27 protein-coding genes are annotated in these 25892 nt (G+C 34.7%); 22 read left to right on the top strand and 5 right to left on the bottom strand.

What is annotated here, in order from left to right:
* Positions 1-206, top strand: a 206-nt coding sequence (locus tag CBP76_RS03640) for a transposase domain-containing protein (RefSeq protein WP_166667164.1), incomplete at its 5' end; no start/stop codon positions are given.
* An 81-nt stretch (positions 207-287) separates the two neighbouring features.
* Here the strand turns inward: CBP76_RS03640 and CBP76_RS03635 are convergent.
* The 4 genes from CBP76_RS03635 to def form a co-directional block, all read right to left on the bottom strand.
* Positions 288-1190, bottom strand: coding sequence for a diacylglycerol/lipid kinase family protein (locus CBP76_RS03635; RefSeq protein ID WP_102195582.1), 903 nt, complete (start codon positions 1188-1190; stop codon positions 288-290).
* 55 nt (positions 1191-1245) lie between these two features.
* The gene (rnjA, locus tag CBP76_RS03630; protein WP_102195581.1) at positions 1246-2937 is read right to left on the bottom strand and encodes a ribonuclease J1; all 1692 of its coding nucleotides are present in this window, start codon (positions 2935-2937) and stop codon (positions 1246-1248) included.
* 3 nt (positions 2938-2940) lie between these two features.
* The gene (locus CBP76_RS03625) at positions 2941-3153 is read right to left on the bottom strand and encodes a DNA-directed RNA polymerase subunit epsilon (RefSeq protein WP_102195580.1); all 213 of its coding nucleotides are present in this window, start codon (positions 3151-3153) and stop codon (positions 2941-2943) included.
* 136 nt (positions 3154-3289) lie between these two features.
* The gene (gene def, locus CBP76_RS03620; RefSeq protein ID WP_102195579.1) at positions 3290-3850 is read right to left on the bottom strand and encodes a peptide deformylase; all 561 of its coding nucleotides are present in this window, start codon (positions 3848-3850) and stop codon (positions 3290-3292) included.
* A gap of 244 nt (positions 3851-4094) precedes the next feature.
* On the opposite strand from def, the gene CBP76_RS03615 reads away from it, so the two are divergent.
* The 17 genes from CBP76_RS03615 (at position 4095) to holA (ending at position 20728) form a co-directional block, all read left to right on the top strand.
* Positions 4095-5093 carry a D-2-hydroxyacid dehydrogenase gene (locus CBP76_RS03615; protein WP_102195578.1) on the top strand — a complete coding sequence of 333 codons (999 nt, stop codon included), beginning with the start codon at positions 4095-4097 and terminating at the stop codon, positions 5091-5093.
* 148 nt (positions 5094-5241) lie between these two features.
* Positions 5242-6345, top strand: coding sequence for a thiamine pyrophosphate-dependent dehydrogenase E1 component subunit alpha (locus CBP76_RS03610; protein ID WP_102195577.1), 1104 nt, complete (start codon positions 5242-5244; stop codon positions 6343-6345).
* A 2-nt stretch (positions 6346-6347) separates the two neighbouring features.
* Entirely contained in the window at positions 6348-7325 is a 978-nt protein-coding gene (locus CBP76_RS03605) for an alpha-ketoacid dehydrogenase subunit beta (protein ID WP_102195576.1), read from the top strand.
* Between the two features lie 24 nt (positions 7326-7349).
* Positions 7350-8639, top strand: a complete 1290-nt coding sequence (locus CBP76_RS03600; RefSeq protein WP_102195575.1) for a 2-oxo acid dehydrogenase subunit E2 — start codon at positions 7350-7352, stop codon at positions 8637-8639.
* Positions 8640-8645: 6 nt separating this feature from the next.
* Positions 8646-10073, top strand: coding sequence for a dihydrolipoyl dehydrogenase (gene lpdA, locus CBP76_RS03595; RefSeq protein WP_102195574.1), 1428 nt, complete (start codon positions 8646-8648; stop codon positions 10071-10073).
* 124 nt (positions 10074-10197) lie between these two features.
* Positions 10198-10485 (top strand): UPF0223 family protein, encoded by a 288-nt coding sequence (locus CBP76_RS03590; protein ID WP_102195573.1) that lies wholly within the window; start codon positions 10198-10200, stop codon positions 10483-10485.
* A complete protein-coding gene (locus tag CBP76_RS03585) occupies positions 10472-11251 on the top strand; it encodes an inositol monophosphatase family protein (RefSeq protein WP_102195572.1) in 780 nt (259 codons plus the stop codon). Before CBP76_RS03590 ends, CBP76_RS03585 begins: the two co-directional genes overlap by 14 nt.
* Before the next feature lie 74 nt (positions 11252-11325).
* On the top strand, positions 11326-13167 hold the full coding sequence (typA, locus tag CBP76_RS03580) for a translational GTPase TypA (RefSeq protein ID WP_102195571.1): 1842 nt from the start codon (positions 11326-11328) through the stop codon (positions 13165-13167).
* 129 nt (positions 13168-13296) lie between these two features.
* Positions 13297-14475, top strand: a complete 1179-nt coding sequence (locus CBP76_RS03575; protein ID WP_102195570.1) for an FtsW/RodA/SpoVE family cell cycle protein — start codon at positions 13297-13299, stop codon at positions 14473-14475.
* Between the two features lie 8 nt (positions 14476-14483).
* Positions 14484-14747, top strand: a complete 264-nt coding sequence (locus CBP76_RS03570; protein ID WP_102195569.1) for a DUF2129 domain-containing protein — start codon at positions 14484-14486, stop codon at positions 14745-14747.
* A complete protein-coding gene (gene rsmD, locus CBP76_RS03565; protein WP_102195568.1) occupies positions 14747-15298 on the top strand; it encodes a 16S rRNA (guanine(966)-N(2))-methyltransferase RsmD in 552 nt (183 codons plus the stop codon). Before CBP76_RS03570 ends, rsmD begins: the two co-directional genes overlap by 1 nt.
* Before the next feature lies 1 nt (position 15299).
* Positions 15300-15791, top strand: a complete 492-nt coding sequence (gene coaD, locus CBP76_RS03560) for a pantetheine-phosphate adenylyltransferase (RefSeq protein WP_102195567.1) — start codon at positions 15300-15302, stop codon at positions 15789-15791.
* A 6-nt stretch (positions 15792-15797) separates the two neighbouring features.
* On the top strand, positions 15798-16853 hold the full coding sequence (locus CBP76_RS03555) for a SepM family pheromone-processing serine protease (RefSeq protein WP_102195566.1): 1056 nt from the start codon (positions 15798-15800) through the stop codon (positions 16851-16853).
* A gap of 38 nt (positions 16854-16891) precedes the next feature.
* A complete protein-coding gene (locus CBP76_RS03550; RefSeq protein ID WP_102195565.1) occupies positions 16892-17497 on the top strand; it encodes a helix-hairpin-helix domain-containing protein in 606 nt (201 codons plus the stop codon).
* Between the two features lie 97 nt (positions 17498-17594).
* Positions 17595-18947 (top strand): ComEC/Rec2 family competence protein, encoded by a 1353-nt coding sequence (locus CBP76_RS03545; protein WP_166667163.1) that lies wholly within the window; start codon positions 17595-17597, stop codon positions 18945-18947.
* Positions 18940-19740 carry a ComEC/Rec2 family competence protein gene (locus tag CBP76_RS03540; RefSeq protein WP_102195563.1) on the top strand — a complete coding sequence of 267 codons (801 nt, stop codon included), beginning with the start codon at positions 18940-18942 and terminating at the stop codon, positions 19738-19740. Before CBP76_RS03545 ends, CBP76_RS03540 begins: the two co-directional genes overlap by 8 nt.
* A complete protein-coding gene (gene holA, locus CBP76_RS03535; RefSeq protein ID WP_102195562.1) occupies positions 19715-20728 on the top strand; it encodes a DNA polymerase III subunit delta in 1014 nt (337 codons plus the stop codon). Before CBP76_RS03540 ends, holA begins: the two co-directional genes overlap by 26 nt.
* A 69-nt stretch (positions 20729-20797) precedes the next feature.
* On the opposite strand, the gene rpsT is transcribed toward holA, so the two are convergent.
* Positions 20798-21046, bottom strand: a complete 249-nt coding sequence (gene rpsT, locus CBP76_RS03530; RefSeq protein WP_102195561.1) for a 30S ribosomal protein S20 — start codon at positions 21044-21046, stop codon at positions 20798-20800.
* A gap of 215 nt (positions 21047-21261) precedes the next feature.
* Between rpsT and rpsO the strand changes: the two genes are divergently transcribed.
* The 4 genes from rpsO (at position 21262) to tuf (ending at position 25788) form a co-directional block, all read left to right on the top strand.
* Positions 21262-21531: a 30S ribosomal protein S15 gene (rpsO, locus tag CBP76_RS03525; protein WP_102195560.1), complete on the top strand. Its 270-nt coding sequence runs from the start codon at positions 21262-21264 to the stop codon at positions 21529-21531.
* A 175-nt stretch (positions 21532-21706) separates the two neighbouring features.
* Positions 21707-23404, top strand: coding sequence for a ribonuclease J (locus tag CBP76_RS03520; protein WP_102195559.1), 1698 nt, complete (start codon positions 21707-21709; stop codon positions 23402-23404).
* Between the two features lie 39 nt (positions 23405-23443).
* A complete protein-coding gene (locus CBP76_RS03515; protein WP_102195558.1) occupies positions 23444-24391 on the top strand; it encodes a hydrolase in 948 nt (315 codons plus the stop codon).
* A gap of 206 nt (positions 24392-24597) precedes the next feature.
* A complete protein-coding gene (gene tuf, locus CBP76_RS03510; protein ID WP_102195557.1) occupies positions 24598-25788 on the top strand; it encodes an elongation factor Tu in 1191 nt (396 codons plus the stop codon).
* Positions 25789-25892: the final 104 nt, after the last annotated feature.

Below are 25892 nucleotides of genomic sequence, written 5' to 3'. Positions count from 1 at the left end.
AAGACAATGGAATTTGGATGACGCTGATCGAATCAGCGAAGGACAATAGAATTAATCCGGCTGAGTATTTAACATTTTTATTAAAAAATATCTCACAGCTTCCAACATTCTTGAAACCAGAGGAACTAGAAGCCTATTTACCGTGGAACTTTAAATCATCACGATTGAAAACGACTAACGAAGATAATCAAAAAATCGCCGCATAAATGAACACACAAAATCATCCGCATTCTCAAATGAGAGTACGGATGATTTTTTATTTTTCAATACGGTCAGTTATTAGGTGCTTACAGATCAAATTCATGCTGATTTAATTCCTCACCATCCATTTGGCCATGTTGTTTAGAATGATTTTTTAATCTAAAATGTTTGGTTTCAATATGCCAAACATTTTTATCCTGTAAATGAGAGCCATTTGTTAGTAGTTTACTGAGGAGTTTTATAAAAGTCATACCTGTAATTTTTTTAACTATGACTAAATTCAAATTGTGATTAAAAGGATTGGCAGTGGGATCAATTGCAAATCCACCTCCAAAATAAGGGTGATTAGTAGCTACTACAATGTAAGCAGAATTAAAGTGCTTCTTTTGATTAAGATAGTCGACATCTAAGCCAAAACCTTCTTGAACTTTGATAACCTTTAAAAGGTTAGTGAAGTATGACAAAGTTCCTAAGTGCAGACTATTGAGTAATTCTTTGCGTTCTGAATGGTTGGTATAGTAAACCGTACTAGCATCGAAGCCAATACCTATATTATTGATAAAATAACGACTAGTGTCACCATTATTAGCTTTACCAATATCAATCGTTCGTGGTTCCTTCATTGAAAGAATTGCTTCCATTAAGCGCACAGGATCTTTGATAGATAATTTAATGCCACGACAAAAATCATTTCCTGATCCACCTGGGATATACCCTAATGGTGTTTGAGGATAATTTGATTTTTTGACGCCATTAACTGCTTGATTCAAGGTGCCATCTCCACCAATTACAATAATTTTAGATCCTTGATGTTCATTAGCTAATGTCTCAGCTATTCTGACACCATCACCATCTTTTTTTGTAGTGTGAACAGTATAGTCGATATTAGTTTTATCTAAAAAATCGGTAACCTTTTTACAAGCATGTTTAGCCTGGCCGTTTCCAGCATGGTAGTTAAGAATTATTTCAATTTCGTCGGTCTTTGTCATTTTTACGATCCTTAAAATAAAAAAAGCAGATCAATTGATCTGCTTTTAAAAGTTTTTAAATTGAAGTGCCAATTAACATAGGTAGAATGACTGGATTTCTTGCAGTACGTTTATACAAGAATTCTTGTAGTCCTTCAATAATGATTCGCTTCAGAGTTGCTTCAGTAACTTTATTTTCTTCATCATCAAAAGCGTTTTTAATGAGATGGAAAACCCGTTTTTGAGCCTGATTGATCAATTCACCTGATTCACGCATGTAAACAAAACCACGTGAAAGAATATCAGGACCAGCTAATACGATATGTTTTTGATAATCAATAGTAGCTACAACTACAACCATTCCTTCTTCGGAAAGAACTTGACGATCGTGAATAACAACATTACCGATATCTCCAACTCCCTTGCCATCAACATATACGTCGCCAGCTGCAAAATGTCCAGCTACACGAGCATTGTCTTTAGTAAGAGCCAAAACATCACCATTTTCCAAAAGGAAAGAATGATCTTGTGGTACGTCACACAGAGCAGCTAATTCAGTATGAATTTTTAACATTCTATATTCACCATGAATTGGCATAAAGAACTTAGGTTTCATTAAACGAAGCATTAATTCTTGTTCCTCTTGACCACCATGACCGGAAGCGTGAATATTATTAACTTTACCGTGAATAACTTCAGCTCCAGCTTCAGATAATTGATTAATCAAATGGTTAACACTGATAGTATTACCAGGAATAGGATTACTTGAAAAGATAACTGTATCTCCTGGTTGAATTGTAATTTGACGGTGAGTACCATTAGCAATTCTGCTCAAAGCAGCAAGCGGTTCACCTTGTGAACCAGTACATAGGATCAAAGTCTCACTAGCAGGTGTTTGGTTCAATGCATGAGGATCGATAAGCATATCATCAGTGATATTCAGGTATCCTAATTCACGTCCATTTTCAATTGCTTGTTCCATACTTCGACCAAAGACAGCAATCTTACGTCCCTGTTGAATAGCAGCATCAACTGCTTGTGAAATTCGGTAAATATTGGAAGCAAACGTGGCAAAGATAATTCTGCCTTGAATAGTTTCAAATATTTGATGAATTGTGAGACCAACGGAACGTTCTGATTTAGAAAATGTTGGGATTTCAGCATTAGTACTATCAGAAAGTAAACATAGAACTCCTTTGGCACCAAGGGCAGCCATTTTTTGAAGATTAGGTGAAGGCAAACCTGCAACAGGTGTTAAATCAAATTTAAAATCACCTGTTTCAACAATAATACCTTGAGGAGTGTGGACAGCGACACCTAAAGTGTCAGGAATTGAATGGGTTGTTCTAAAGAAAGAAACGCTAGTCTTAGGAAATTTGATAACATCATCTTCATGTAAGACATGCATTTCAGTAGTTCTTAGTAAACCGTGTTCTTCCAATTTACCTTTAATTAATGCACAAGCTAATGGACCGGCATATACAGGTATGTTGGGAAGTTGTTGAAGAAGATAAGGGATACCACCAATATGATCTTCATGACCATGGGTAATAAAGAGTCCCTTGATCTTATCCTTATTTTCTACTAAGTAACTGTAGTCAGAAATGACATAGTCAATTCCTAATAGTTCGTCTTCTGGGAATTTGATTCCGGCATCAATAACAATAAGTTCATCTTGATATTGAACTCCATACATATTTTTACCGATTTCACCAAGACCCCCGATGGCAAAGACGGCAACTTCATTATTTTTTACTTTAAAGGACATTAATTAAAACTCCGTTAATTTAAATTCAGGGCTCTTTTTCTCGTACTCAAGATGTTTTTCATCGAGTTCCTGAATAAATTCAATTTCGTAGTCAGTGTTTTTTTCGACTGCTTGACGTACCTCAATGCTTGAAGCTGCGTCCATATAAAGTGAATTTGTAAATTCACGACGGGGGTTATCTAGTTCACTTGTTTGATATAAAACTTTATAAATCAATATAAATTTCTCCTTTTATTGAATTAAATGAAACATGTCAGTTTCATTTGATCTTTTTTCCAGTCCATTTGTGCAGTAATCAATAGATAGCACAAGTTTACCATATATAATAATGTAAGTATACTTACTAACTTGATTATGAAATTACGACTGTACTTGGGTCAAGTTCAAATGGGGCAGTCTTACTGATCTTGTCATAATATAGGTGTCCATTTAAATGATCAATTTCATGTTGACAAACTATTGCAGGGTAACCTTTGACACGTAATGTTTGAGAGTTACCTTCAAAGTCATCATATTTAATGGTAATTCTATCTGCACGTGGTACGAATCCAGGAACATCTTTATCAACTGATAGGCAGCCTTCACCTTCAGATAAAGCTGCCTTTTGAACAGAATTTCTTACAATGACTGGGTTGATCAAAGTGATTTTTAATAATGGTTTATCGGGTTCATCTTCATTAGGTACAAGAACCGCAGCCATCATTTCAGAAACACCGACTTGGGGTGCAGCTAGACCAACACCTGCTCTTAACTGATGCTTTTCAGCGTATTCTTCATCTTGACTTTTTACAAGATATTCCATCATGTTTGCAGCTAAAGACTTATCTTCGTCACTTAGTGGAAATTTAACCTTTGCTCCAACTTTTCTTAAAACAGGGTCGCCATCACGGACGATATCTTTCATAAAATACATAGTTTCCTCCAAATGTTTAATTGTACATAAATACCTTAGTATATCTATTATAGATTACTTTTATTAAAAAATAGAAATATTTGAAATTTTTTTTACTTAATAAATAGAAGTAATCGTTATCAATTATGCCTAAAGTTCAAAGGGTATATCTTTGTGCTAATAATCATCAAAATGCTAAAATATAAACTGTATATGTTACCGATTCCAAGATGGGAACATAAAAATTCCAACTGGAGGTTTTGTAATGAAATTAATTGATTTTGGTGTTCGCCAAGACGAAGAGAAATATATTAAAGAATGGTCTCAAATTAATAATATAGAAGTAAAAATCGTTTCGGAACTATTGACTCCTGAAACTGTTCAATTAGCAAAAGGATACGATGGGATAGTTGCTTATCAACAATTACCATATGATGAAGAAGTTTTTGACAAGATGAATGAATATGGGATTCATGTCATTTCGCTTAGAAATGTTGGAGTTGATAATGTTCCTTTTGAAGCATTAAAGAAAAATAATATTCGCTTAACTAATGTACCTAGTTATTCACCTGAGGCAATTGCTGAATATTCAGTTACTGGCTTAATGGCGCTATTAAGAAATATGAAACATATGATCAGAAAAGTGGACCAACACGACTTCAGATGGGAACCTGATATTGGTCGGGAACTGAATCAATTAACTGTTGGAGTTGCAGGTACCGGTAGAATTGGTCGCGCGGCTATCAAAATTTATCAGGGATTTGGCGCAAAAGTAATCGCTTTCGATAAATTTCACAATCGAGATATTGAAAATGAAAATTTATATGTTGATAGTTTAGATACCTTAATGAAAGAATCAGATGTAATCACATTACATATTCCTAGTCTAGGCAAGGGACATACAGTAATCAATAAAGAATCAATTTCAGAAATGAAAGATAATGCAATTATTGTTAATACAGCACGTGGGGATTTAATTGATACGCAGGATTTATATGATGCAGTAGCAAATGGCAAGCTCTATGGGGCTGTTTTAGATGTTTATGAAAATGAAGTTGGTGTATTTAATTCTGATTTAAGCGATCAAGAGTTCTCAGATAAGCTGTTGGAAAAAATTATTAAGAGTCCAAGATTCATTCTGACACCTCATATTGCTTTCTATACAACTAAGGCTGTGAAGAATATGGCTACAATCTCACTTAATTCTATGGTTGATGAATTGAAAACAGGAACCTCTGAAAATGAAATTAATTTAGAAAAATAGTTATTTTTTTCACAAACTTATAAAGAAAAAATTATATTTGAAGTGCCTAAAACACTTGTTTTTTAACGTATGAATGGTAGACTAATTTATATGAAAGCCCTTACAAGATTCACAAGGGATGAGTTTTTTTATGAAAGGACTGTGGAGAATGGCAAATAAAACAATTGTTGATTTTGAAGCAATTAAAAATAATTTATCAAATGTTTCAAAACCCATTCAAGTACTGAATGAAAACGCAGAAATAACGAATCAAGAGATTTTTGATACTTTTTCTGATGATGATCTAGTTGAATTTATGAAAAAGATGGTCTGGGAACGTGCACTGCATGAACAGACAATGAACTTTTCACGTCAAGGACGTATGGGCTTTTATGCTCCTACCGAAGGCGAGGAAGCTTCAGAGATGGGAACTGTTCTCGCAATGAAAAAACAAGATTACTTACTTCCTGCTTATCGTGATGTTCCACAATTAATTCAACATGGTGCAACCGTTACCGAAGCATACCTTTGGTCAAGAGGACACGTAGTTGGAAATAAATTTAAAGCTCGTTCAATGATGCCACAAATTATTATCGGTGCTGCATATGTTGAAGCTGCTGGTGTCGGTTTAGGTATCAAGAAGAATAAAGAAGAGGATACAATTGCCTTCACATATACTGGTGATGGTGGTACTTCCCAAGGTGATAGTTATGAAGGAATGAACTTTGCTGGAGCTTATCAAGCACCTGTATTGTTCATTGTTCAGAACAATGGGTTTGCTATTTCAACACCACGTGTTAAACAAACCGCTGCACCTACATTAGCTCAAAAAGCAGTTGCTGCTGGAATTCCTAGTGTACAAGTTGATGGAATGGATATTTTGGCATGTTATGCAGTTGCTAAAGCTGCCCGTGATTATATGGTGGCTGGAAATGGTCCAGTTATGATTGAAACCTTAACATATCGTTTTGGTGCTCATTCTAGTGCTGGTGATGATCCTAAACGTTATAGAACAAAGGATCAAGAACAACCTTGGTTTGAAAAGGATCCATTGATTCGTTTGAGAAAGATCTTGACTGACAAGGGACTTTGGTCAGAAGAACAAGAAGATAAATTAACTGATGAATATAAAGCATCGTTTAAAGATGCTATCAAGGAAGCGGATTCGGTTCCCGCAGATACTGTTTCTGATATGTTAAAACGTACATTTGAAATTCCAACTCCAGAAATGAAAAAAGAAATCGATAAATTTGAAGCAAAGGAGTCGAAGTAAAAATGGCTAAGAAAACTTATATCCAAGCAATTACAGATGCCTTAGACATTGTTCTTGAAGACGATCCAAAAACATTGATCTTCGGTGAAGATGTTGGTAAAAATGGTGGTGTTTTTAGAACTACTCAAGGACTTCAAGAAAAATACGGTGAAGACCGTGTCTTCGATACTCCATTGGCAGAATCAGGAATCTTAGGATTGGCTACTGGTTTAGGATTAACTGGTTGGCGCCCAATCCCTGAAATTCAATTTATGGGATTCTCATTTGAAGCAGTCGATCAAATTGCTGGACAATTATCAAGAATGCGTTTTAGATTTGATGGTTTGAAGACAGCGCCTGTAACAATTCGTACACCTTATGGTGGTGGTACACATACTGCTGAAATGCATGCTGATAATTTAGAAAACTTCTTTACGGGAATTCCAGGACTACGCGTTGTTATGCCAAGTAATCCATATGATGCTAAGGGTTTGTTAATTTCATCTGTTGAAAACAATGATCCAGTGCTATTTATGGAAAACCTAAAGCTATATCGTTCAATGAAAGATGATATTCCTGATGGCAAATATACTGTTCCTTTGGATAAAGCTAACGTTATTCGTGAAGGAAATGATATTACTATCGTAGCTTATGGTGCTGAAGTTAATGAAGCACTTAAAGTTGCTGATACTTTGGCAGAAAAGAATGTTTCTGTTGAGGTAATTGATCTTAGAACAGTTTCACCAATTGACACGGAAACGATTTTTAAATCAATTGAAAAGACTCATAAAGTTGTAATCGTTCAAGAAGCTCAAAAAATGGCTGGTGTTGGAGCACAAGTTGCTTCAGCAATTGCCGAAGATGCTATTCTTTCTCTCGATGCACCAATTGGTAGAGTCGCCGCTCCGAATAGTGTTTACCCATTTGCTCTTGGTGAAGACATTTGGATTCCGCGTGCAAAGGAAATTGAAGAAAAAGTAAACGAAATTCTCAACTACTAATAATCGAAGGAAGGGAAAACAACTATGGCATACAAATTTAAATTACCAGAACTTGGCGAAGGTATGGCCGAAGGTGAAATTGCTAGTTGGCTTGTAAAAGAAGGAGATACCATCAAGGAAGATGATTCTCTAGTAGAAATTCAAAATGATAAATCAGTTGAAGAGTTGCCTTCACCTGTTTCCGGCACAGTTAAGCAAATTGTTGCTCAAGAAGGAGATACAGTTGAAATTGGCGATACATTGATCGTAATTGATGATGGATCGGCTGATAGTGGCGATGATGAGCCTGCAGAATCAGCACCAAAATCAGAAGAAAAATCTGAAACGAAGACCGATACTAAAGAACAAGCTAGTTCTAGTCCTGCAACTGGCTCCGCAGATGCAAATTATTTGGCAATGCCATCAGTTCGTCAATATGCCCGTGATCAAGGAGTTGATTTAGCTAAAGTAACTCCAAGCGGCAAACATGGACAAATTACGAAGGCTGATATTGATTCCTTTAAGAATGGCAATCCAAGTGCAACACAAACTACATCTACAAATGAGAGCACATCGCCAGCTCCATCAGCCCCAACTCAACCAATAACTCCATACAAGTCAGCCACTCCTGAGCTTGAAACTCGTGAGAAGATGACACTTACTAGAAAAGCTATTGCCAAAGCAATGTTGACAAGTAAACATACTGCACCACATGTAACTAGTTTTGATGATGTAGAAGTTTCGGCTTTGATGGCTAACCGTAAGAAATATAAGGCTATTGCTGCTGACAAGGGTATTCATTTAACATTCTTGCCATATATTGTAAAAGCTTTGGTTGCAGTTATGAAAGCATATCCAGAACTGAATGCTTCTATTGACGATTCTACTGAAGAAATTGTTTATAAACATTATTATAATGTTGGTATTGCTACAAATACTGAACATGGTTTGTATGTACCAAATGTTAAGAATGTTGATTCTAAAGGTATGTTTGAAATTGCTAAAGAAATTACTGAAAATTCACAAGCAGCTTATGATAACAAGTTGAGTATGGATAAGATGTCCGGCGGTTCAATCACCATCAGTAACGTTGGTTCAATTGGTGGCGGTTGGTTTACACCAGTTATCAACTACCCAGAAGTTGCAATTTTAGGTGTTGGAAAGATTGCTAAAGAACCTTATGTTGATGAAGATGGCAACATTCAAGTAGGCAACATGTTGAAACTATCATTGAGTTATGATCATAGATTGATCGATGGTGCTTTGGCACAAAATGCTTTGAATCTCTTGAAGAAATTGTTGCATGATCCAGATATGTTATTAATGGAGGGCTAGTTTAAAATGGCAGAGAACGTAATAGAAAAAGATACCGTTATTATTGGTTCAGGCCCTGGTGGTTACGTTGCAGCAATCAGAGCATCAGAATTAGGACAAGATGTAACTATAATTGAAAAATCAGAAACAGTCGGTGGTGTTTGTCTGAATGTCGGTTGTGTGCCATCAAAGGCTTTGATCACAGCAGGACATAGATTACAACAGGCTAAGAATTCTTCTACTTATGGAATTTCAACAAGTGACGCAGTAATTGACTTCACTAAGACCCAATCTTGGAAAGATGAAAAAGTCGTTGCTCGTATGACTAATGGTGTTCAAATGCTTTTGAAAAAACATCATGTAGAACTTATCAATGGTGAGGCATACTTAGATAGTGATACGCAATTACGTGTAATGCCAAGTGGTCCTAGACAATTCATGGATAACGGTGGTGGTCAAACAATCAAATTTAAACATTTGATTTTGGCAACTGGTTCTCGTCCAATTGAAATCAGAGGATTCAAATTCGACGATCGTGTGATTGATTCAACCGGTGGTTTAAATTTGAAAGAAGTTCCTAAAGAATTTGTCATCATTGGTGGTGGTTATGTTGGAACTGAATTAGCTGGTGCCTATGCAGATTTAGGGTCACATGTAACTATTCTTGAAGGATCACCAAGTATCATTCCTAACTTTGAAAAAGATATGGTTTCAATTGTTAAGAAGAACCTTGAAAAGAAGGGCGTTACAATTATTACCAATGCAATGGCTAAAAAGAGCGAGAACAAGGGTGATAGTGTTGATGTTACTTATGAAGTCGATGGTAAACCGACAACGATTAGCGCTGATTATTGTATGGTGACTGTTGGACGTCGTCCAAATACTGATAATTTTGGTTTGGAAATGACAAATGTTAAGACTACTGATAGAGGCCTAGTTGAGGTTGATGAACAAGGTAAAACATCTGTTGATAATATTTATGCTATTGGAGATATAACTGCTGGTCCAGCTTTGGCACATAAGGCTTTCTTTGAAGCTAAAACTGCTGCTGGTGCTATTTCAGGTAAAAATACAGCCAATGACTACTTAGGTGTGCCAGCTGTTTGTTTCACTGATCCTGAATTAGCTAGCGTAGGATTAACAGAAAAAGATGCAAAAGATAAAGGAATCGATGTAAAAGTTGCTAAGTTCCCATTTGCTGGAAATGCTCGTGCTGTCTCTTTAGACGCTGCTGAAGGATTTGTTAAACTAATCGCTCAAAAAGAGACTGGAACACTCTTAGGAGGCCAAATTGTGGGTCCTGGAGCAAGTGATCTTATCTCTGAATTGAGTGTGGCAGTAAATTGTCAGTTAAATGCTGAAGATATAGCTTTGACAATCCATCCACATCCAACTTTGGGAGAACCAATTCAAGAAGCTGCTGATATCTTAATTGGTTATCCAACACATATTTAAGCAAAGTTTGTTTAGAAACCGAAATTCGTGAGTTTCGTATACTAAATAAGTAAATTAACTAAAAAAGCGATGCAATTACATCGCTTTTTTTGTATAGTAGAATAAAAATGGAAGGGGTCGTTTCATGCAAAATTATAGCTATCCGCTTGATGAAGCTTGGACACAAGAAGATATTGTTAAGGTGATCGATTTATATAATGCTGTCGAAAAAGCCTACGAGTCAGGTATTAAAAGGGATGAGTTTTTGCAAAAATACCGTTCATTTCAAGATGTTGTACCAATGAAGATGGAACAAAAAAGACTAGATAAAGAATTTGAAATAGAATCGGGCTACTCGATATATCAAGTATTTAAAAAATGTCAACAAGCTAAAAATGGTGAGAAAGTCAGGATTCAAAATGAACGTAGATAGCAAAGAAATTGATGAATTTTTAGTCAGCCTATTGAGAAAGGTAGGCAAAAATTTACGAGAAGACTCAATCAAAAAAATGTCAGTTGCAACGAAAAAAAATCGTAATGATTTGGTAACTAATTTTGATAAAAAGACTGAAAAGTTTATCAATAATGAAATCAAACAATTCTATCCTGAGGCAACAATCGTTAGTGAAGAAGGCTATGGTGACTTAGTTAAGGATATGTCAGGGTTAGTATTTTTTGTTGATCCCATCGATGGAACAATGAATTTTGTTAAGCGTGGGGATAATTTTGCATCAATGATTGGCGTTTACATTGACGGACAACCCCTAATTGGTGCTATTATAGATGTCATGGATAATGAAATTTATCATGGTGGTAAAGAAATTGGGTTGTATATTGATAACGAAAAAATCAATACGCCTAAGAATTTACCCTTGGTAGAAGGGCTTGTTGATGTATCTGCTCCTATGGCATTGTCAAACAGATTTTCTGTTCAAGATGTTATTAAAAAGAGTAGTGGCTTTCGAGTTTATGGGAGTGCCGGAATTATTTTCGGACATCTTTTGACTGGCAAAGAAGTCATGTATATGTCATACTTAGCCCCTTGGGATTTAGCCGCTGGACGCGTTATGTGTGAGGCAGCAGGGTTGAGCGTCGTAAGTATTGACGGTGCCCCAATAAATATGTTAGAATCACAAGTCGTAATAGTTGGTACTCAGAAAGTTGTTTCTGAAGCGCTAAAGACACTTAAAACGCGTTAATGAACTGTGACAGTCATTCACAGTTTTTTTATTGCAAGTAATTTAAACACGTATTTACGGAAGGAAGAACTAACTTGACTAAGAGAAGAGAAGATATTAGAAATATTGCGATTATCGCTCACGTTGACCACGGTAAAACTACATTAGTTAACGAAATGCTAAAACAATCAGATACATTGGACTCACATAGTGAGATTCAAGATCGTGCGCTTGATTCAAATGCTATTGAAAGAGAACGTGGTATCACAATTCTTTCTAAGAATACAGCTGTTGATTACGATGGCAAGAAAATCAATATTTTGGATACACCAGGACACGCGGACTTCGGTGGTGAAGTTGAGCGTATCATGAAGATGGTTGATGGTGTATTGCTTGTTGTTGATGCCTATGAAGGAACAATGCCACAAACACGTTTTGTTTTGAAAAAAGCTTTGGAACAACATTTAATACCTATCGTTGTTATTAATAAAATTGATAGACCAGGTGCTCGTCCTGCTGAGGTTGTTGATGAAGTGCTTGAACTATTTATCGAATTGGGTGCTGATGATTCACAACTAGATTTCCCAGTTGTTTATGCTTCAGCTATTAATGGAACATCAAGTTATTCAGATGATCCTGCTAATCAAGAACATACTATGAACCCTATTTTTGATACAATCCTTAAAACAATTCCTGCACCAGTTGACAATTCAGATGAACCATTACAATTCCAAGTTGCTTTGTTAGATTACAATGATTATGTTGGTCGTATTGGTATCGGACGTGTCTTCCGCGGAAAGATTGCTGTTGGGGATAGCGTTACTGTTATGAAACTAGATGGTTCAACTAAGAATTTCCGTGTTACAAAGTTATTTGGTTTCTTAGGTTTGAATCGTGTTGAAATCACAGAAGCAAAGGCTGGAGATTTAATTGCCGTTTCTGGTATGGAAGATATCTATGTTGGTGAAACTGTTACACCAGTTGACCATCAAGAAGCCTTGCCATTACTACGTATTGATGAACCAACACTTCAAATGACATTCCTACAAAATAACTCACCTTTCGCTGGTCGTGAGGGTACTGAAGTTACTGCTAGAAAGATCGAAGATCGTCTAAGAAGACAATTACACACTGATGTTTCACTAAAGGTTGAAAACACAGATCAAGCTGGATCATGGTTAGTTTCAGGTCGTGGTGAACTTCACTTGTCAATTCTTGTTGAAGAAATGCGTCGTGAAGGTTTCGAATTACAACTATCACGTCCAGAAGTTATTTATAAGACTGTTGATAATCAAAAGTGTGAACCTTTTGAAGAGGTAACTATTGATACACCTGATGAATATGTTGGATCAGTTATTGATTCAATGTCACAACGTAAAGGTGATATGGTTAACATGGAAAGTACAGGAAATGGTCAAACAAGACTTATCTTCTCTGCACCTTCACGTGGTTTAATCGGTTATTCAACAGAGTTCCTTTCAATGACTGGTGGTTATGGTATTTTGAATCATACATTCTCAGAATACAAACCTGTTGTTAAGAATTGGAATCCTGGTAGAAGAACTGGTGCTTTGGTTTCAATCAACCAAGGTCCATCAACAACGTATTCTCTACAATCAGTTGAAGATCGTGGTACATTATTTATTGGTGCAGGTGTTGACGTATATGAAGGTATGATCGTTGGTGAAAGTAGCCGTGATCAAGATATTGCTGTTACTGTTACAAAGGGTAAGAACCTTACAAATACTCGTGCCGCTGGTAAAGATCACGCTGCTGCAATCAAGACTCCTAGAGATATGTCACTAGAACAATCAATCGAATTCCTAAATGAAGATGAACTTTGTGAAGTAACACCTGAGAGTGTTAGATTACGTAAGAAGATTCTTAATACAAATGAACGTAAGAAGTTTGATAAACAAAAGAAAAATACTAAGTAATTAGTTAGTTATAAGGGGTTAGGGACAATTTAGTTGTCCTTAACCCCTTTTTTTGTAACAATTAGTTGTAGTTTTTTTCTCTATTTATTTGGTGGTATAATCTTTATATTAGATTTTAGGAGTCAAAATGTGAAAAAATTAAGGAAAATAGACTTATGGATAGTCATTCCATATATCCTGCTATTAGGTATTGGAATTGTTATGGTGTATTCTGCCAGTTTCTATAATTCTTTGATGGCTGGTGGCAGTACTAATCATTATCTAATTAAACAGTCTGAGTATGCGGTCTTGGGTTTGATACTCTTTTATATTACGTTTATGTTGAAAGAGAAGATTTTAAAGAACCGACGGATTCTTAGTTTGATGATGATTGTTACGATGACATCATTATTGTATTTATTATTAAGGGCTTACTTTGTACCTAGCAGTAGAATCAATGGTGCCTCTGCTTGGATCAATTTGGGATTTTTCAATTTTCAGCCACTGGAGTTAGCAAAGTTATTTTTGATTATGTTTTTAGCTTTGGTATTAACTAACAAACAAAATCGACTAATAAAAAAGAATGGTTGGAAAGAGGTTTTTCATGAAGTTTTCCAACCATTAGTTATTGTTGCATCCATGATAATCATGGTTTTTTTACAACCTGATATTGGTGGTGCATTAATTTTGTCGTTGATTACTTTAGTTTTATTATCTTCTTCAACTATACCTGGAAAAATAATTGCTGAGCTTAGTACAATTGTTTTTGCGGTTTTTATTACAATGATTATTGTAATTATTAATTGTCCTCCAGCATTTGTAAAGAATAACTATGCGTATCAACGCTTTCTTGCTATGCAGTACCCTTTCCAACTCGAACAAAAGGCAGGTGCTCAATTGGTAAATTCCTTTTACGCTATTAGTAATGGTGGAGTTTTTGGAGTAGGTTTAGGTAATAGTATACAAAAAAGAGGATATTTACCAGAACCTCATACTGATTTTATAATGTCAATTATTAGTGAAGAATTGGGATTAATGGGAGTAATTTTTGTTTTGGGATTATTACTTATTATTATTTTGCGAATGGTTTCTTTAGGCCTTCGTTCAAAAAAAACATATAATTCTCTAATTTATTATGGTGTGGCTACAATGATTTTGACTCAGATTATTTTAAATGTCGGTGGATTATTAGGAATGGTGCCATTATCAGGTGTTACCTTACCATTTATCAGTTATGGTGGTTCCAGTCTATTAGTTCTTTCAGTAGCTTTGGGGATTGTCTTAAATCTGGAAGCAACTGCTAAATTTGAGAAAATAAAAAAAGGGTGATTGATTATATGTATAAAAAGGTGGAACGTCAGGCGCTTTATGTCTGGGTTTACTCATTGAAGTGGAGAAAAAAGTTACAACGATATGGCACGATTTCTTATACATCTCCGAAAATGAAATATGTAATGTTATATGTTAATTCAAGCAAGGCATCAGAAATAAAAAAAGAATTAACATCTAAAAATTACGTCAAACGGGTTGCTTTGGCTCATCGTAAAGAATTGGATGAGCACTATGTTTTAAAATCTAAGGATGATCAAGGGGAAGACTGATGAAGGTAGTATCTGGAAGATTTAGAGGCCTAAATTTGAAGGCAGTACCAACCAACAACACTCGTCCTACCTCAGCTAAGGTTAAAGAGGCAGTGTTTAGTATGTTGTCACCATATTCAGTTGATGGGATAGCTTTAGATCTGTTTGCTGGAACTGGTAGTTTAGGAATAGAAGCGGTCTCTCGGGGCTATCAAAGGGCATATTTGGTTGATAAGGCATATAAGGCTGTTAATACTATTAAAGAGAATGTAGAAAAAACTAAAGCGGTAGAAGATTTTATTGTGATGAAATCTTCTGCTACAGATGCTTTACAAAAATTTGCTATTGATGGAATTAAGTTTGATTTGGTGTTTTTAGATCCACCATATCGTATGAAAGTTACTGAACAAATTATTAAAGATTTGGTTGAGAACGATTTGTTAGCTGAAAATGCTGTTATTGTAGATGAAACAGATTATGATATTGATTTGGGTGATCTTGATCGAATTGATTTAATCAAAGAAAAACGTTACAAAGATACAAAGGTCGCTTTGTATCAATTTGGAGGATAAAATGACTCAAAGGATTGGACTTTATGCTGGTAGCTTTGATCCGATAACAAATGGTCATTTGGATATAGTTCGACGTGCCTCAAAATTATTTGATAAATTGTACGTCGCCCCAATGACGAATACATCAAAGAATTATCTTTTTACTTATGAAGAAAAGAAAGAGTTTATTGAAGATGAGATTACTGATTTAAAAAATGTTGAAGTAATCGATGGTAAAAATGAATTAACCACCAAATTAGCTTGTCAATTAGGGGCAGATTTTATGGTTAGATCAATGCGCAATCCAGATGATTTTGGATATGAATCTGGGGTTGCATCAATTAACAAAGTGTTAGATAAAAATATTGAAACGATATTTCTGCTAGCAAATGATAAATATGCTACGATATCTTCATCGATGATGAAAGAAGTGGCTAGGTTTGGTGGAGATATTTCAGAATTTGTACCAAAATCCGTTGCATCTGCGTTGGTAAAGAAGTTGAGGAAGGAATAGTTTAATTTGAAATTCAATAAAACTAGAAATAAGATTTTTGGTGCAATTTTTATATTTATTGTAGTTGTAGCATTCTTTATCATGCCAACTGGTTACTATCTTGAGGTTCCAGGAACGGCTGAAGATACATCTCAATTTGTTAAAGTTGATGGTAAACATGATAAGAAAAAGGGTAATCTATTGTTGACCACTGTCGGAATAGTTAGTGGAACACCTTTTACACTATTAAAATCATTAGGAAATAATTTTGAGACTATTTATTCTCAACAGGATTTAATGGGAGATGAAAATAGTCAGGAGTACTTTAGAGTTCAGCAATATTATATGAAGTCGGCTACGAATAATGCTATTCAGGCTGCATACTCAAAGGCTGACAAACCATTTACAAAGAAGTACCTTGGTGTTTATGTAATGGATATATTAGATAATTCTGACTTCAAGAAGAAGTTAGAAATAGGTGATACTATTACATCAATAAATGGTTATCATTTTAATAATGCTGATCAATTTATTAAGTATGTAAAGAAACAAGATAAAAAGTCGATAGTTAAGATCAGCTTTTTACGGGATGGTAAAAAGAAAACCGCTTCGGGTAAATTAGTGAAATTGGCTAATACAAAACGATTTGGTTTAGGAATAACTTTAACTGATAATACTGAAGCTAAGGGGAATCCGGCTACTAAAATCAATGCTGGTGACATTGGTGGCCCATCTGCTGGATTAATGTTCACCTTACAAGTTTATTCTCAAGTGGCTAATAAGGACCTTAAAGCAGGTCGAACAATAGCTGGTACGGGTACAATCGATCCTGATGGAACAGTCGGGCCTATTGGTGGGATTGAGAAGAAGGTTTATGCTGCCTCAGAAGAGGGAGCTACGATCTTTTTTGCACCAGATGACCCAGTTACCAAAGAAATAAAGAAATATGAACCTAATTATGTAAACAACTATCATTTGGCTTTGCGTGCAGCTAAGAAGATTCATACTAAAATGAAAATTGTTCCTGTGAAGAATCTAAATGATGCAATTAATTATCTCGAAAAAACAAAACAGTCCAAATAGGGCTGTTTTTTTTCGTAATTTTTTTTGAGGTGATAAAAATGGAGAGATTAATTGATTTATTGAAGAGAAATAAGTTAGCAATTGGAATCATTTCGGTATTAATAATTTTAATTGGTGGTTATTTTATAACTGCCAAACATACCCCTGAAGTTAAAAATGAATTGAAAACAGAGCAAAAAATGCCTTTGAAAAAAGTGGCTACTGAAAAATCAATAAAAAAGGCCAATTTAGTAGTCGATGTTCAAGGTGCCGTCAAAGTTCCAGGAGTTTATCGGGTTAAAAATGGTGCTATTGTTCAAGAGGTTCTACAAATGGCAGGTGGATTAAACGATAATGCGGATGTGAAACAAATTAATCAAGCTAAAAGAGTCGTTGATCAGATGCAGGTGTATGTTCCTACAGTTGGTGAGAAAACAAATTCCACTGGTATAGGATCGTCGGTGGGTGAATCTAAAATAGTTAATATCAACTCAGCATCGGTTGATGATTTTAAAGATGTAACGGGAATCGGTCCTAAAAAGGCTGAGAAGATTATTGAATATCGTGAAAAGAATGGTGATTTCAATGAGTTACATGATTTGACTAAAGTTTCAGGTATTGGCGAAAAAAGTTTAGAATCTTTAAAAGATCAATTAACAGTTTAAGATGGTAAGGGGACAATGGATTTTTCTAAGTTTTATAGCCGTTTTAACTATTGTTGTTTATTTCGAATCTGGTTTATTCTGGATAGTTTTGATTGGATTGATTATTAGAATAATAGTAATTAAGAATAAGTACTTAGTTTTATTTGGGATCTTTATTTCGATTATTTTTATAATTAGATGTCAAATTGAACAAAAACAGAATAGTATATCAGAAATAAACTCTGCGTTAATATCGCCTGACAAAATAACTGTTAATGGAAATTTGCTTAGTGGTGAATTAAGAGACGGGGATCGGACAGCTAGATTTACCTATCAATTAAAGAACCGAACTGAGCAAAAGCTTTGGCAGAATTTATCGGAATTAGTAGACATAAAGCTAAAGGTCAAGGAGATTATACCTATTTCCGGGCCAAGAAATATTGGTGAATTTAATTTTCAAAAATATATGAAACATAAAAGAATTGAATCTACGATACGAATAGCCTCGATTACACAAATAAGTGAGCACCATTCAATTAAAATTAGCGAGAGAATAAATGTTTTACGAATACATATGATTAAATATTTTGATCAATTGCCAAAATGGTTAAGTATCCATGCTAAAAGTTTAATTGTTGGTTATACAGATAGCTCAGATAAGGATTTCTTAGTGGTTCTGAGTTCTTTAGGAATTATTCATTTATTTAGTTTGTCAGGCTTGCACGTTTTGATTTTGTTGAGTTTGTTACGCAAATTAACATCGGCTTTGAAAATTCCGATTGAAATAGTAGATACGATAATGCTTTTTCTTTTACCATGCTATGGTTTGCTTGTAGGATCAAAAAGTGGCATATGGCGAGCAATTGTTTTGGCAATAGTAGGTATTGTCGTACGAAAATTAAAAATCAGTTTAGGTAGATTAGATACTTTTAGCATTACTTTGTTGATCTGTATATTAGTTTATCCTTTTGGTATAGCAGAGATGGGTGGGCAATTAAGTTTTTTGTTGTCATTTGCAATTCTTTATCTGTACCAGGAGGCTGGATTTATAATGACGATTTTCAAAATGAATTTAGTTAATTTACCAGTAATCTGTTTATATATCTATCAATTCAATTGGCTAACATTGTTAGCTAATTTTGTTTTTGTTCCGTTTTTTACGGTTGTAATTTTGCCTGTGACGATTATTTCCTCTTTTACCGTTACGTGGAGCGGTTGGAAATTCTTTAATCTTTTTTTTGATCAGATATATAAATTATTAGATTTAGTGGCAAAGAGACCAAACTTTACTTTTATAACCGGGAAGATTCCCATTTTTGCTGTAATCGTGTTGATTATTATTTCTTTATTTTATATTGAAAGCAAAAATTTTTGGAATAAGTATTTATGGCAGTATTGTGTTTTATTTATCATTTGTATTATTTTTAATAAATTTCCACTGTACGGCTCAGTTAATTTAATTGATGTATAGTATATTAATTACGACACCTATTTCTCGTCAGACGATCCTAATAGATGTAGGAGGGAAGTTGAGCTTTCCAACTAAAGAATGGGAGAAAAGGGTTACCCGTGATCAGGTTAGTAACAGCACAATCCCATTGTTAAAATCAAAAGGTATTTCAAAAATAGACAAGGTATTTTTAACGCATAAGGATGTCGATCATATTGGAAATTTAGAGACTTTATTAACTGGGTTTAAAGTTAAAGAAGTTAATTTCGGTATAGGGTTAGAGAAAAATAAGCGTATTAGCAATGTAATTAATAATTATCCGAAAGTTAAGTTTAAAAATTTGAGGCAAGGAGATACTGTTGATATTGGTGGGATTAAATTAAATGTTTTATGGCCTAAGAAAAGTAGTATTGGTGAAAACGAAGATTCTTTAACAATGATAGCCAAACTAAAGAATAAAACATGGTTATTTACTGGTGATTTGGAGCAGGCCGGAGAGAAGGAGATTTTAAAAGATTATAATCTGAAAATAGATTATCTTAAAGTAGGCCATCATGGTTCTAAAACGTCTACGAGTAAAGAATTATTACAACAATCTAGGCCCCAAAGAGCCTTTATTTCTTCAGGTGTCAATAATCGCTATGGACATCCTAATAAAGAAACGATAGATCGCTTGAAGCAACAGCAAGTCGAATATTTTAATACGGCTGATTATGGTATGATATCTTGGTATTATTATTTTTTTAACAATAATGAAAAAACAACAACTTTTTTAAAGGGTGACTTGGTTGAAAATAGCAGAACTAAAAAATAATTTAAAACAAGGAAATCTGGATAATGTTTATTTAATTACGGGTAAAGAGCAGGTTTTTATTAAAGATATTCAAAAGTCTTTTAAAGATATTATGTCCTCAGAGGAAAGGGAAATGAATTTTTCCAACTTTGACTTGGAGGAAGTTTCTTTAGGAGATGTAATTAATGAGGCCATTTCGGCTCCTTTTTTTGGAGAACGTAGATTAGTTTTCGCTGAACATCCATATTTTTTAACAGGTGAAAAAGTAAAGAATGTCGTTGATCAAAATGCTGATCTACTGCTTAAATACATAAAAAATCCCACTCCTTCGACGATATTGGTGATTTTTGCTTCATATGATAAGCTGGACTCCAGAAAAAAAATCGTTAAAGAACTCAAAAAGTTAGCTATTACTGTAAATGCTGGAAAAATGGAAGGGCCAATTCTAGCAAAAACAATAAAAAATGATCTAGAAAATGCTGGTTATCAAATTGAAAATGAAGCCTTAGATTTATTGATAAATAAAACTAAGGGTAATTATTCTTTAATTATTAATCAATTAAATAAATTGAAATTATACTCTTTAAATACTAAAAAGATTGATCAAAAATCGGTAATAGAATTGGTACCACAATCTTTGGAAGATAATGTTTTTGACTTAATGACGGAGATACTTAACAAAAATATCTATAAAGCAGAAGAGCTATATAATCAATTTCTTTTACAAAAAATTGATCCAATATTATTAGTTGCAATTATTATTTCTCAATTACGGTTATTGATTCAGGTGAAAATTTTATCTGAAAAAGGGTTAACTGAAGGAACAATCGCTAAAAATTTAAAAATGAATCCCTATCGAGTAAAATATGCTTACCGACAGGCACGTACTTTGAATCGTCAGCAGTTGCAAATCATGTATGGAGATATTGTCAATTTAGATTATCAAATTAAATCGGGACAAGGTGATAAGGAACTGTTATTTGATTTGTTTATTGCCAAATATGCATAAAAAAAGACCTCAGAGATTCTCTGAGGTCTTTTCGTTAAAATAAAAAAGCAACCTAACGGCTGCTCATCATTAATTCATTTTAGCAAGTCTTGACTTATCACGTGCAGCCTTGTTAGCCTTAATTAGGCCTTTTGACTTAGCCATATCAATAGCACGGACAGCTGTTCTGAATAATTCATCTTTGTTGTCAGCGTTGTTAGCAGCAGATGTTTCGAAGTTCTTAATTGCTGAACGCATTGAACTTCTTTGTGCATTGTTGCGAAGGTTTGCGCTTTCTGCAGTCTTTACACGTTTCATAGCTGATTTAATTTGTGGCATTAATTTCACCTCCGATTACCTAGTAAGCTTAAAACTCAATACATAGAATTATACATAATTCATTTTGACAATGCAATGAAATGTCAGTTTTTTTTCAGTATTGCATTATTTTCTATTATGTAGTAAATTATTTAGTTGTGTTAACCATGCTCTGTTTGACGAATCACCAACGCATTCATAGTTTGGCTAAATATATAAGGAAAAGGTGAATTGAAATGGCTATTTCAAAAACAAAGAAAAACGAAATTATTAAACAATACGCACGTAAAGACGGAGATACTGGTTCTCCAGAAGTACAAATTGCTGTATTGACATATGACATTAACGCATTGAACGATCACTTGAAGGTTAATAAGAAGGATCATCATTCATATGTTGGTCTATTAAAGAAGATTGGTCACCGTCGTAATCTTCTAGCTTACTTACGTAACAAGGATGTTCAACGTTACCGTGAACTAATCAAATCATTGGGTCTACGTCGTTAATAAAACTTTTAGGAGTATCCAGCAATGGATCTCCTATTTTTTTTTTCTTAATTTCTCTTATTCGGTGTTGATATGTTAAAATGAAAATCAGGTATAGCTTAAATAGTCTTAAAAGGCTTAAAAATCACAATAGAATATTATGATCTATGCTATTTTAATGAAATGAGAGATGAAAATGGACAAAAAAATAAAAATAATTTTGTTAAGTGGCGTACGTGAAAATGGAAAAAATATGTACGCGGTTGAAGTAAACGATGAGATCTATATTTTGGATATTGGCTTACAGTATCCAGACAATGATCTCTATGGTATTGATGTGGTTGTTCCAGATATGACCTACATCAAGCAAAATATTGATAAAGTAGTGGGTATCTTCTTATCACATGGACACGCTGATGCAATTGGGGCTTTGCCTTATTTGATCAGTGAGTTTGATATTCCAGTCTTTGGTTCAGAAATGACAATTGAGTTGGCTAAGATTGTTTGCTCTAATGACAATCGTAGTAAAAAATTCTCTAATTTTCATATTATTGATGAGAATACAGCGATTGATTTTGAAGAAGCTTCAGTTTCTTTCTTTAAGACAACACATTCAATTCCTGGATCTTTAGGAACAGTTATTAAAACAAGCGAAGGTCAGATTGTTTATACTGGTGATTTTAAATTTGATCAAGCAGCTGCTCCAACTTATAAAACTGATTACGGTCGGATTGCTAAAATTGGTAGTGAACGTGTCCTAGCCTTATTAAGCGACTCTGCCAATGCGGAATCACCATATGAAAATTCTAGTGAAAAAGATATCTATGAATATATTTTGGATACATTCAGTTATCATAATGGCAGAATTATTGTAGCTCAAGTTGCTTCTAATATTCAAAGAATGCAACAAGTATTAGATGCATCTGCCAAAACCGGTAGAAGAGTCTTTTTATCAGGAACCGATGCCGAAAAGATTTTGAAAACGGCTATGAAGCTGGGTTATTTGAATATCAGTGATAAGGACTTGATTCTAAAACCTAAGGAATTAAAAGATGCTGATAAAGATAAGTTAGTTGTTATTGAGACAGGTAAGATGGGTGAACCAATTAAATTATTGCAAAAAATGGCTAATCCAGCTGCTAAAACTAAGTTTCAAATTGAAGAGGGCGATTTAGTATTTATAGCAACAACACCTTCACATGCAATGGATACAACTTTTGCCAAAGCTCGCGATGCTATTTATCGCACTGGTGCTGAGGTAAAGGCGCTTAGTGATGATAAACATTCATCAGGTCATGCCAATAAATCTGATCTACAATTAATGATTAACTTATTGAATCCGGAAAATGTTATTCCAATTCAAGGTGAATACCGTCTATTGGATGCTCATGCTAGAATTGCACACGAAACTGGTGTTCCATATCAAAATATCTTCCTCACTAAAAAGGGTGATGTTATTAATTATGAAAATGGACAATTTTATCAAGGAAAAGGTGTTGATGCTGGAGATACTATGATTGATGGTATTGGCGTTGGTGATATTGGTAGTATTGTTCTTCGTGATCGCGAATTATTGGCCGAGGATGGCGTTTTTATTGCCGTAGCTACAATTGATCGTAAAAAGAAAAAAGTCGTTGCTAAGCCTAAAATAACGGCACGTGGGTTTGTATATATGCGTGCCAGTCGTGATCTTTTAAGCGAAAGTTCTGACATTATTGTTAATACAATTGTTGATTATATGCAAAATAGTAAGGACTTTGATTGGTCAGACTTGAAACAAGGCGTTCGTGACAAGTTGAATCATTTCTTGTATGAACAAACAAATAGACACCCTGTTATTTTGCCGGTCATCATGGAAGTTAACCAAAACAGACATAGAAAAGCTAAAAAATAAAGATAGTTTTAATCTATTCGGATAGTGTTGAGGTATTATATGGACGACTCAGATAATCTAAAAAAAATTGTTGATCAGGCTGATGAGGCCTTTGACCAAGGTAATTGGGATGAATCAACTGATTTATATACACAGGCTTATTCGATGCAGCAGTCATTTTCTATTAATAAAGGGCTTGCTGCTTCTTTATTGAATCAAAAAAGGCCTGGTGATGCTGAGGCAGTAATTTTGGATTATTTTAATTATTACCTCAATGAACCTAATACAGCTGAATTGGCTTTGGATATTATATTAGAAAATAATGATTTTTTGTTGGCCAATCAAATGTTAAATTTTTACGATACTAATTCTGAAACAAATATTAAATCAGATTTGATCGATGATTTTAAAAAAAGAATTAAGATTGCGGAAGACAGACATGAGCGTTCGTTTAAACCAGAAAAAGAAAAGATAGCAACTCGCTTGTTGTCGATCGTTACTGAATCGACTCCTGAACAAATTCAATTGATAAGAAAATTAAGAGAGTTTAATAGGGCAGATTACATCAAAAACGCTAAAGATTTATTAGAAAATCCCTTGCTACATCCGCTTTTAAAGAGTGAAGCATTGGAGAATCTTTTGAAACTCGGTGTTGACGAGACACTTGATATTTCTTTTTATGGCGAAAATAAAACTTGCAATCCAAGCAAGCTAATGCCTATTATGTCAACTGATATCTATTTGAAAATGTGTGACGAACTAGAAAAATTATTAACTGACAAAAATGAGACGCAATTGGAAAACTTTAAGGGTGAACTGTCACTCTATGCCGCTTTTGTCTATCCTTTTGGGAATGAAATAATAAAAAGCCCAGAACTCTGGACAAAAGCAATGCTTTTAAGGTATGGTTTAGTAGATGATTCACAAGTAAGTGATAATCAAGGTTTGGACGATGTAAAAACTTGGTTAAAACGGTTCGATGGACTGATTAATACCTTTCAGGAGTGAAATTTTTTAACTTTTTTTTACTTTGAGTATTTACAATTACGTTTACGGCCTGTATACTCCAAAGAGTATATTTTTAGTCGGTGATTTGCGTTGAATTACTTTGCTTTCACCTCTGAAAGTAGTATAATTTTTCAGTAAAGAGTCGTCTAAAGAACATTTTCTTTGGATCAATCTTATGAAATGAAATTTTAGGAGGATTCTTTGTAATGGCAGAAAAAGAACATTATGAGAGAACAAAGCCCCATGTAAATATTGGGACAATTGGTCACGTTGACCACGGTAAGACTACTTTAACAGCAGCAATCACTAAGGTTTTGGCTGACAAAGGTTTAGCTAAGGCTGAAGATTACGCTGATATCGATAAGGCCCCAGAAGAAAAGGAACGTGGGATTACAATCAACACTGCTCACGTTGAATACGAAACTGAAAAGCGTCACTATGCACATATCGATGCTCCAGGACACGCTGATTACGTTAAGAATATGATCACTGGTGCTGCACAAATGGATGGTGCCATCCTTGTTGTTGCTGCTACTGATGGTCCTATGCCACAAACTCGTGAACATATCTTGCTTGCTAGACAAGTTGGTGTTGAATACATCGTTGTCTTCTTGAACAAGACTGATCTTGTTGACGATCCAGAACTAACAGACCTAGTTGAGATGGAAGTTCGTGAACTTCTATCAGAATACGATTTCCCAGGGGATGACATTCCTGTTATCCGTGGTTCAGCTTTGAAAGCTCTTGAAGGTGACCCAGAGGAAGTTAAACACGTTGAAGAATTACTTGATGTTGTTGATGAATATATCCCAACACCAGAACGTGATAATACAAAACCATTTATGATGCCTGTTGAAGATGTCTTCACTATCACTGGTCGTGGTACTGTTGCATCTGGTCGTATCGATCGTGGTGAAGTTAAGATTGGTGACGAAGTTGAAATCGTTGGTTTGAAGCCAGAAGTTATGAAGTCAACTGTTACTGGTCTAGAAATGTTCCGTAAGACATTGGATCTTGGTGAAGCCGGAGATAACGTTGGTGTACTTCTTCGTGGTGTTAACCGTGATCAAATCGAACGTGGACAAGTTCTTGCTAAGCCAGGTTCAATCCAAACTCACAACAAGTTCAAGGGTGAAGTTTATGTTATGAGTAAAGAAGAAGGTGGACGTCATACTCCATTCTTCTCAAACTACCGTCCACAATTCTACTTCCATACAACTGATGTTACTGGTGTTATTGAACTACCAGAAGGTGTAGAAATGGTTATGCCTGGTGATCAAGTTACTTTCGAAGTTGACTTGATTGCTCCAGTTGCTATCGAAAATGGTACAAGATTTACTGTTCGTGAAGGTGGCCGTACTGTTGGTGCCGGTGTCGTTACAGAAATCTTAGACTAATTCTAAGTAGTAATGAATTTAAAAAGAGTTGGTTAAATCCAGCTCTTTTTTTTATGCATAGATATTCAAAAATATGGAAAAGTATTTTATAATAGAAAGCATGA

This window comes from Companilactobacillus nuruki (genome assembly GCF_002872255.1).
In the GTDB taxonomy this organism is placed as follows: domain Bacteria; phylum Bacillota; class Bacilli; order Lactobacillales; family Lactobacillaceae; genus Companilactobacillus; species Companilactobacillus nuruki.
Note: the sequence above shows the minus strand (reverse complement) of the source record. Positions and strands in the feature narration are given on the sequence as shown.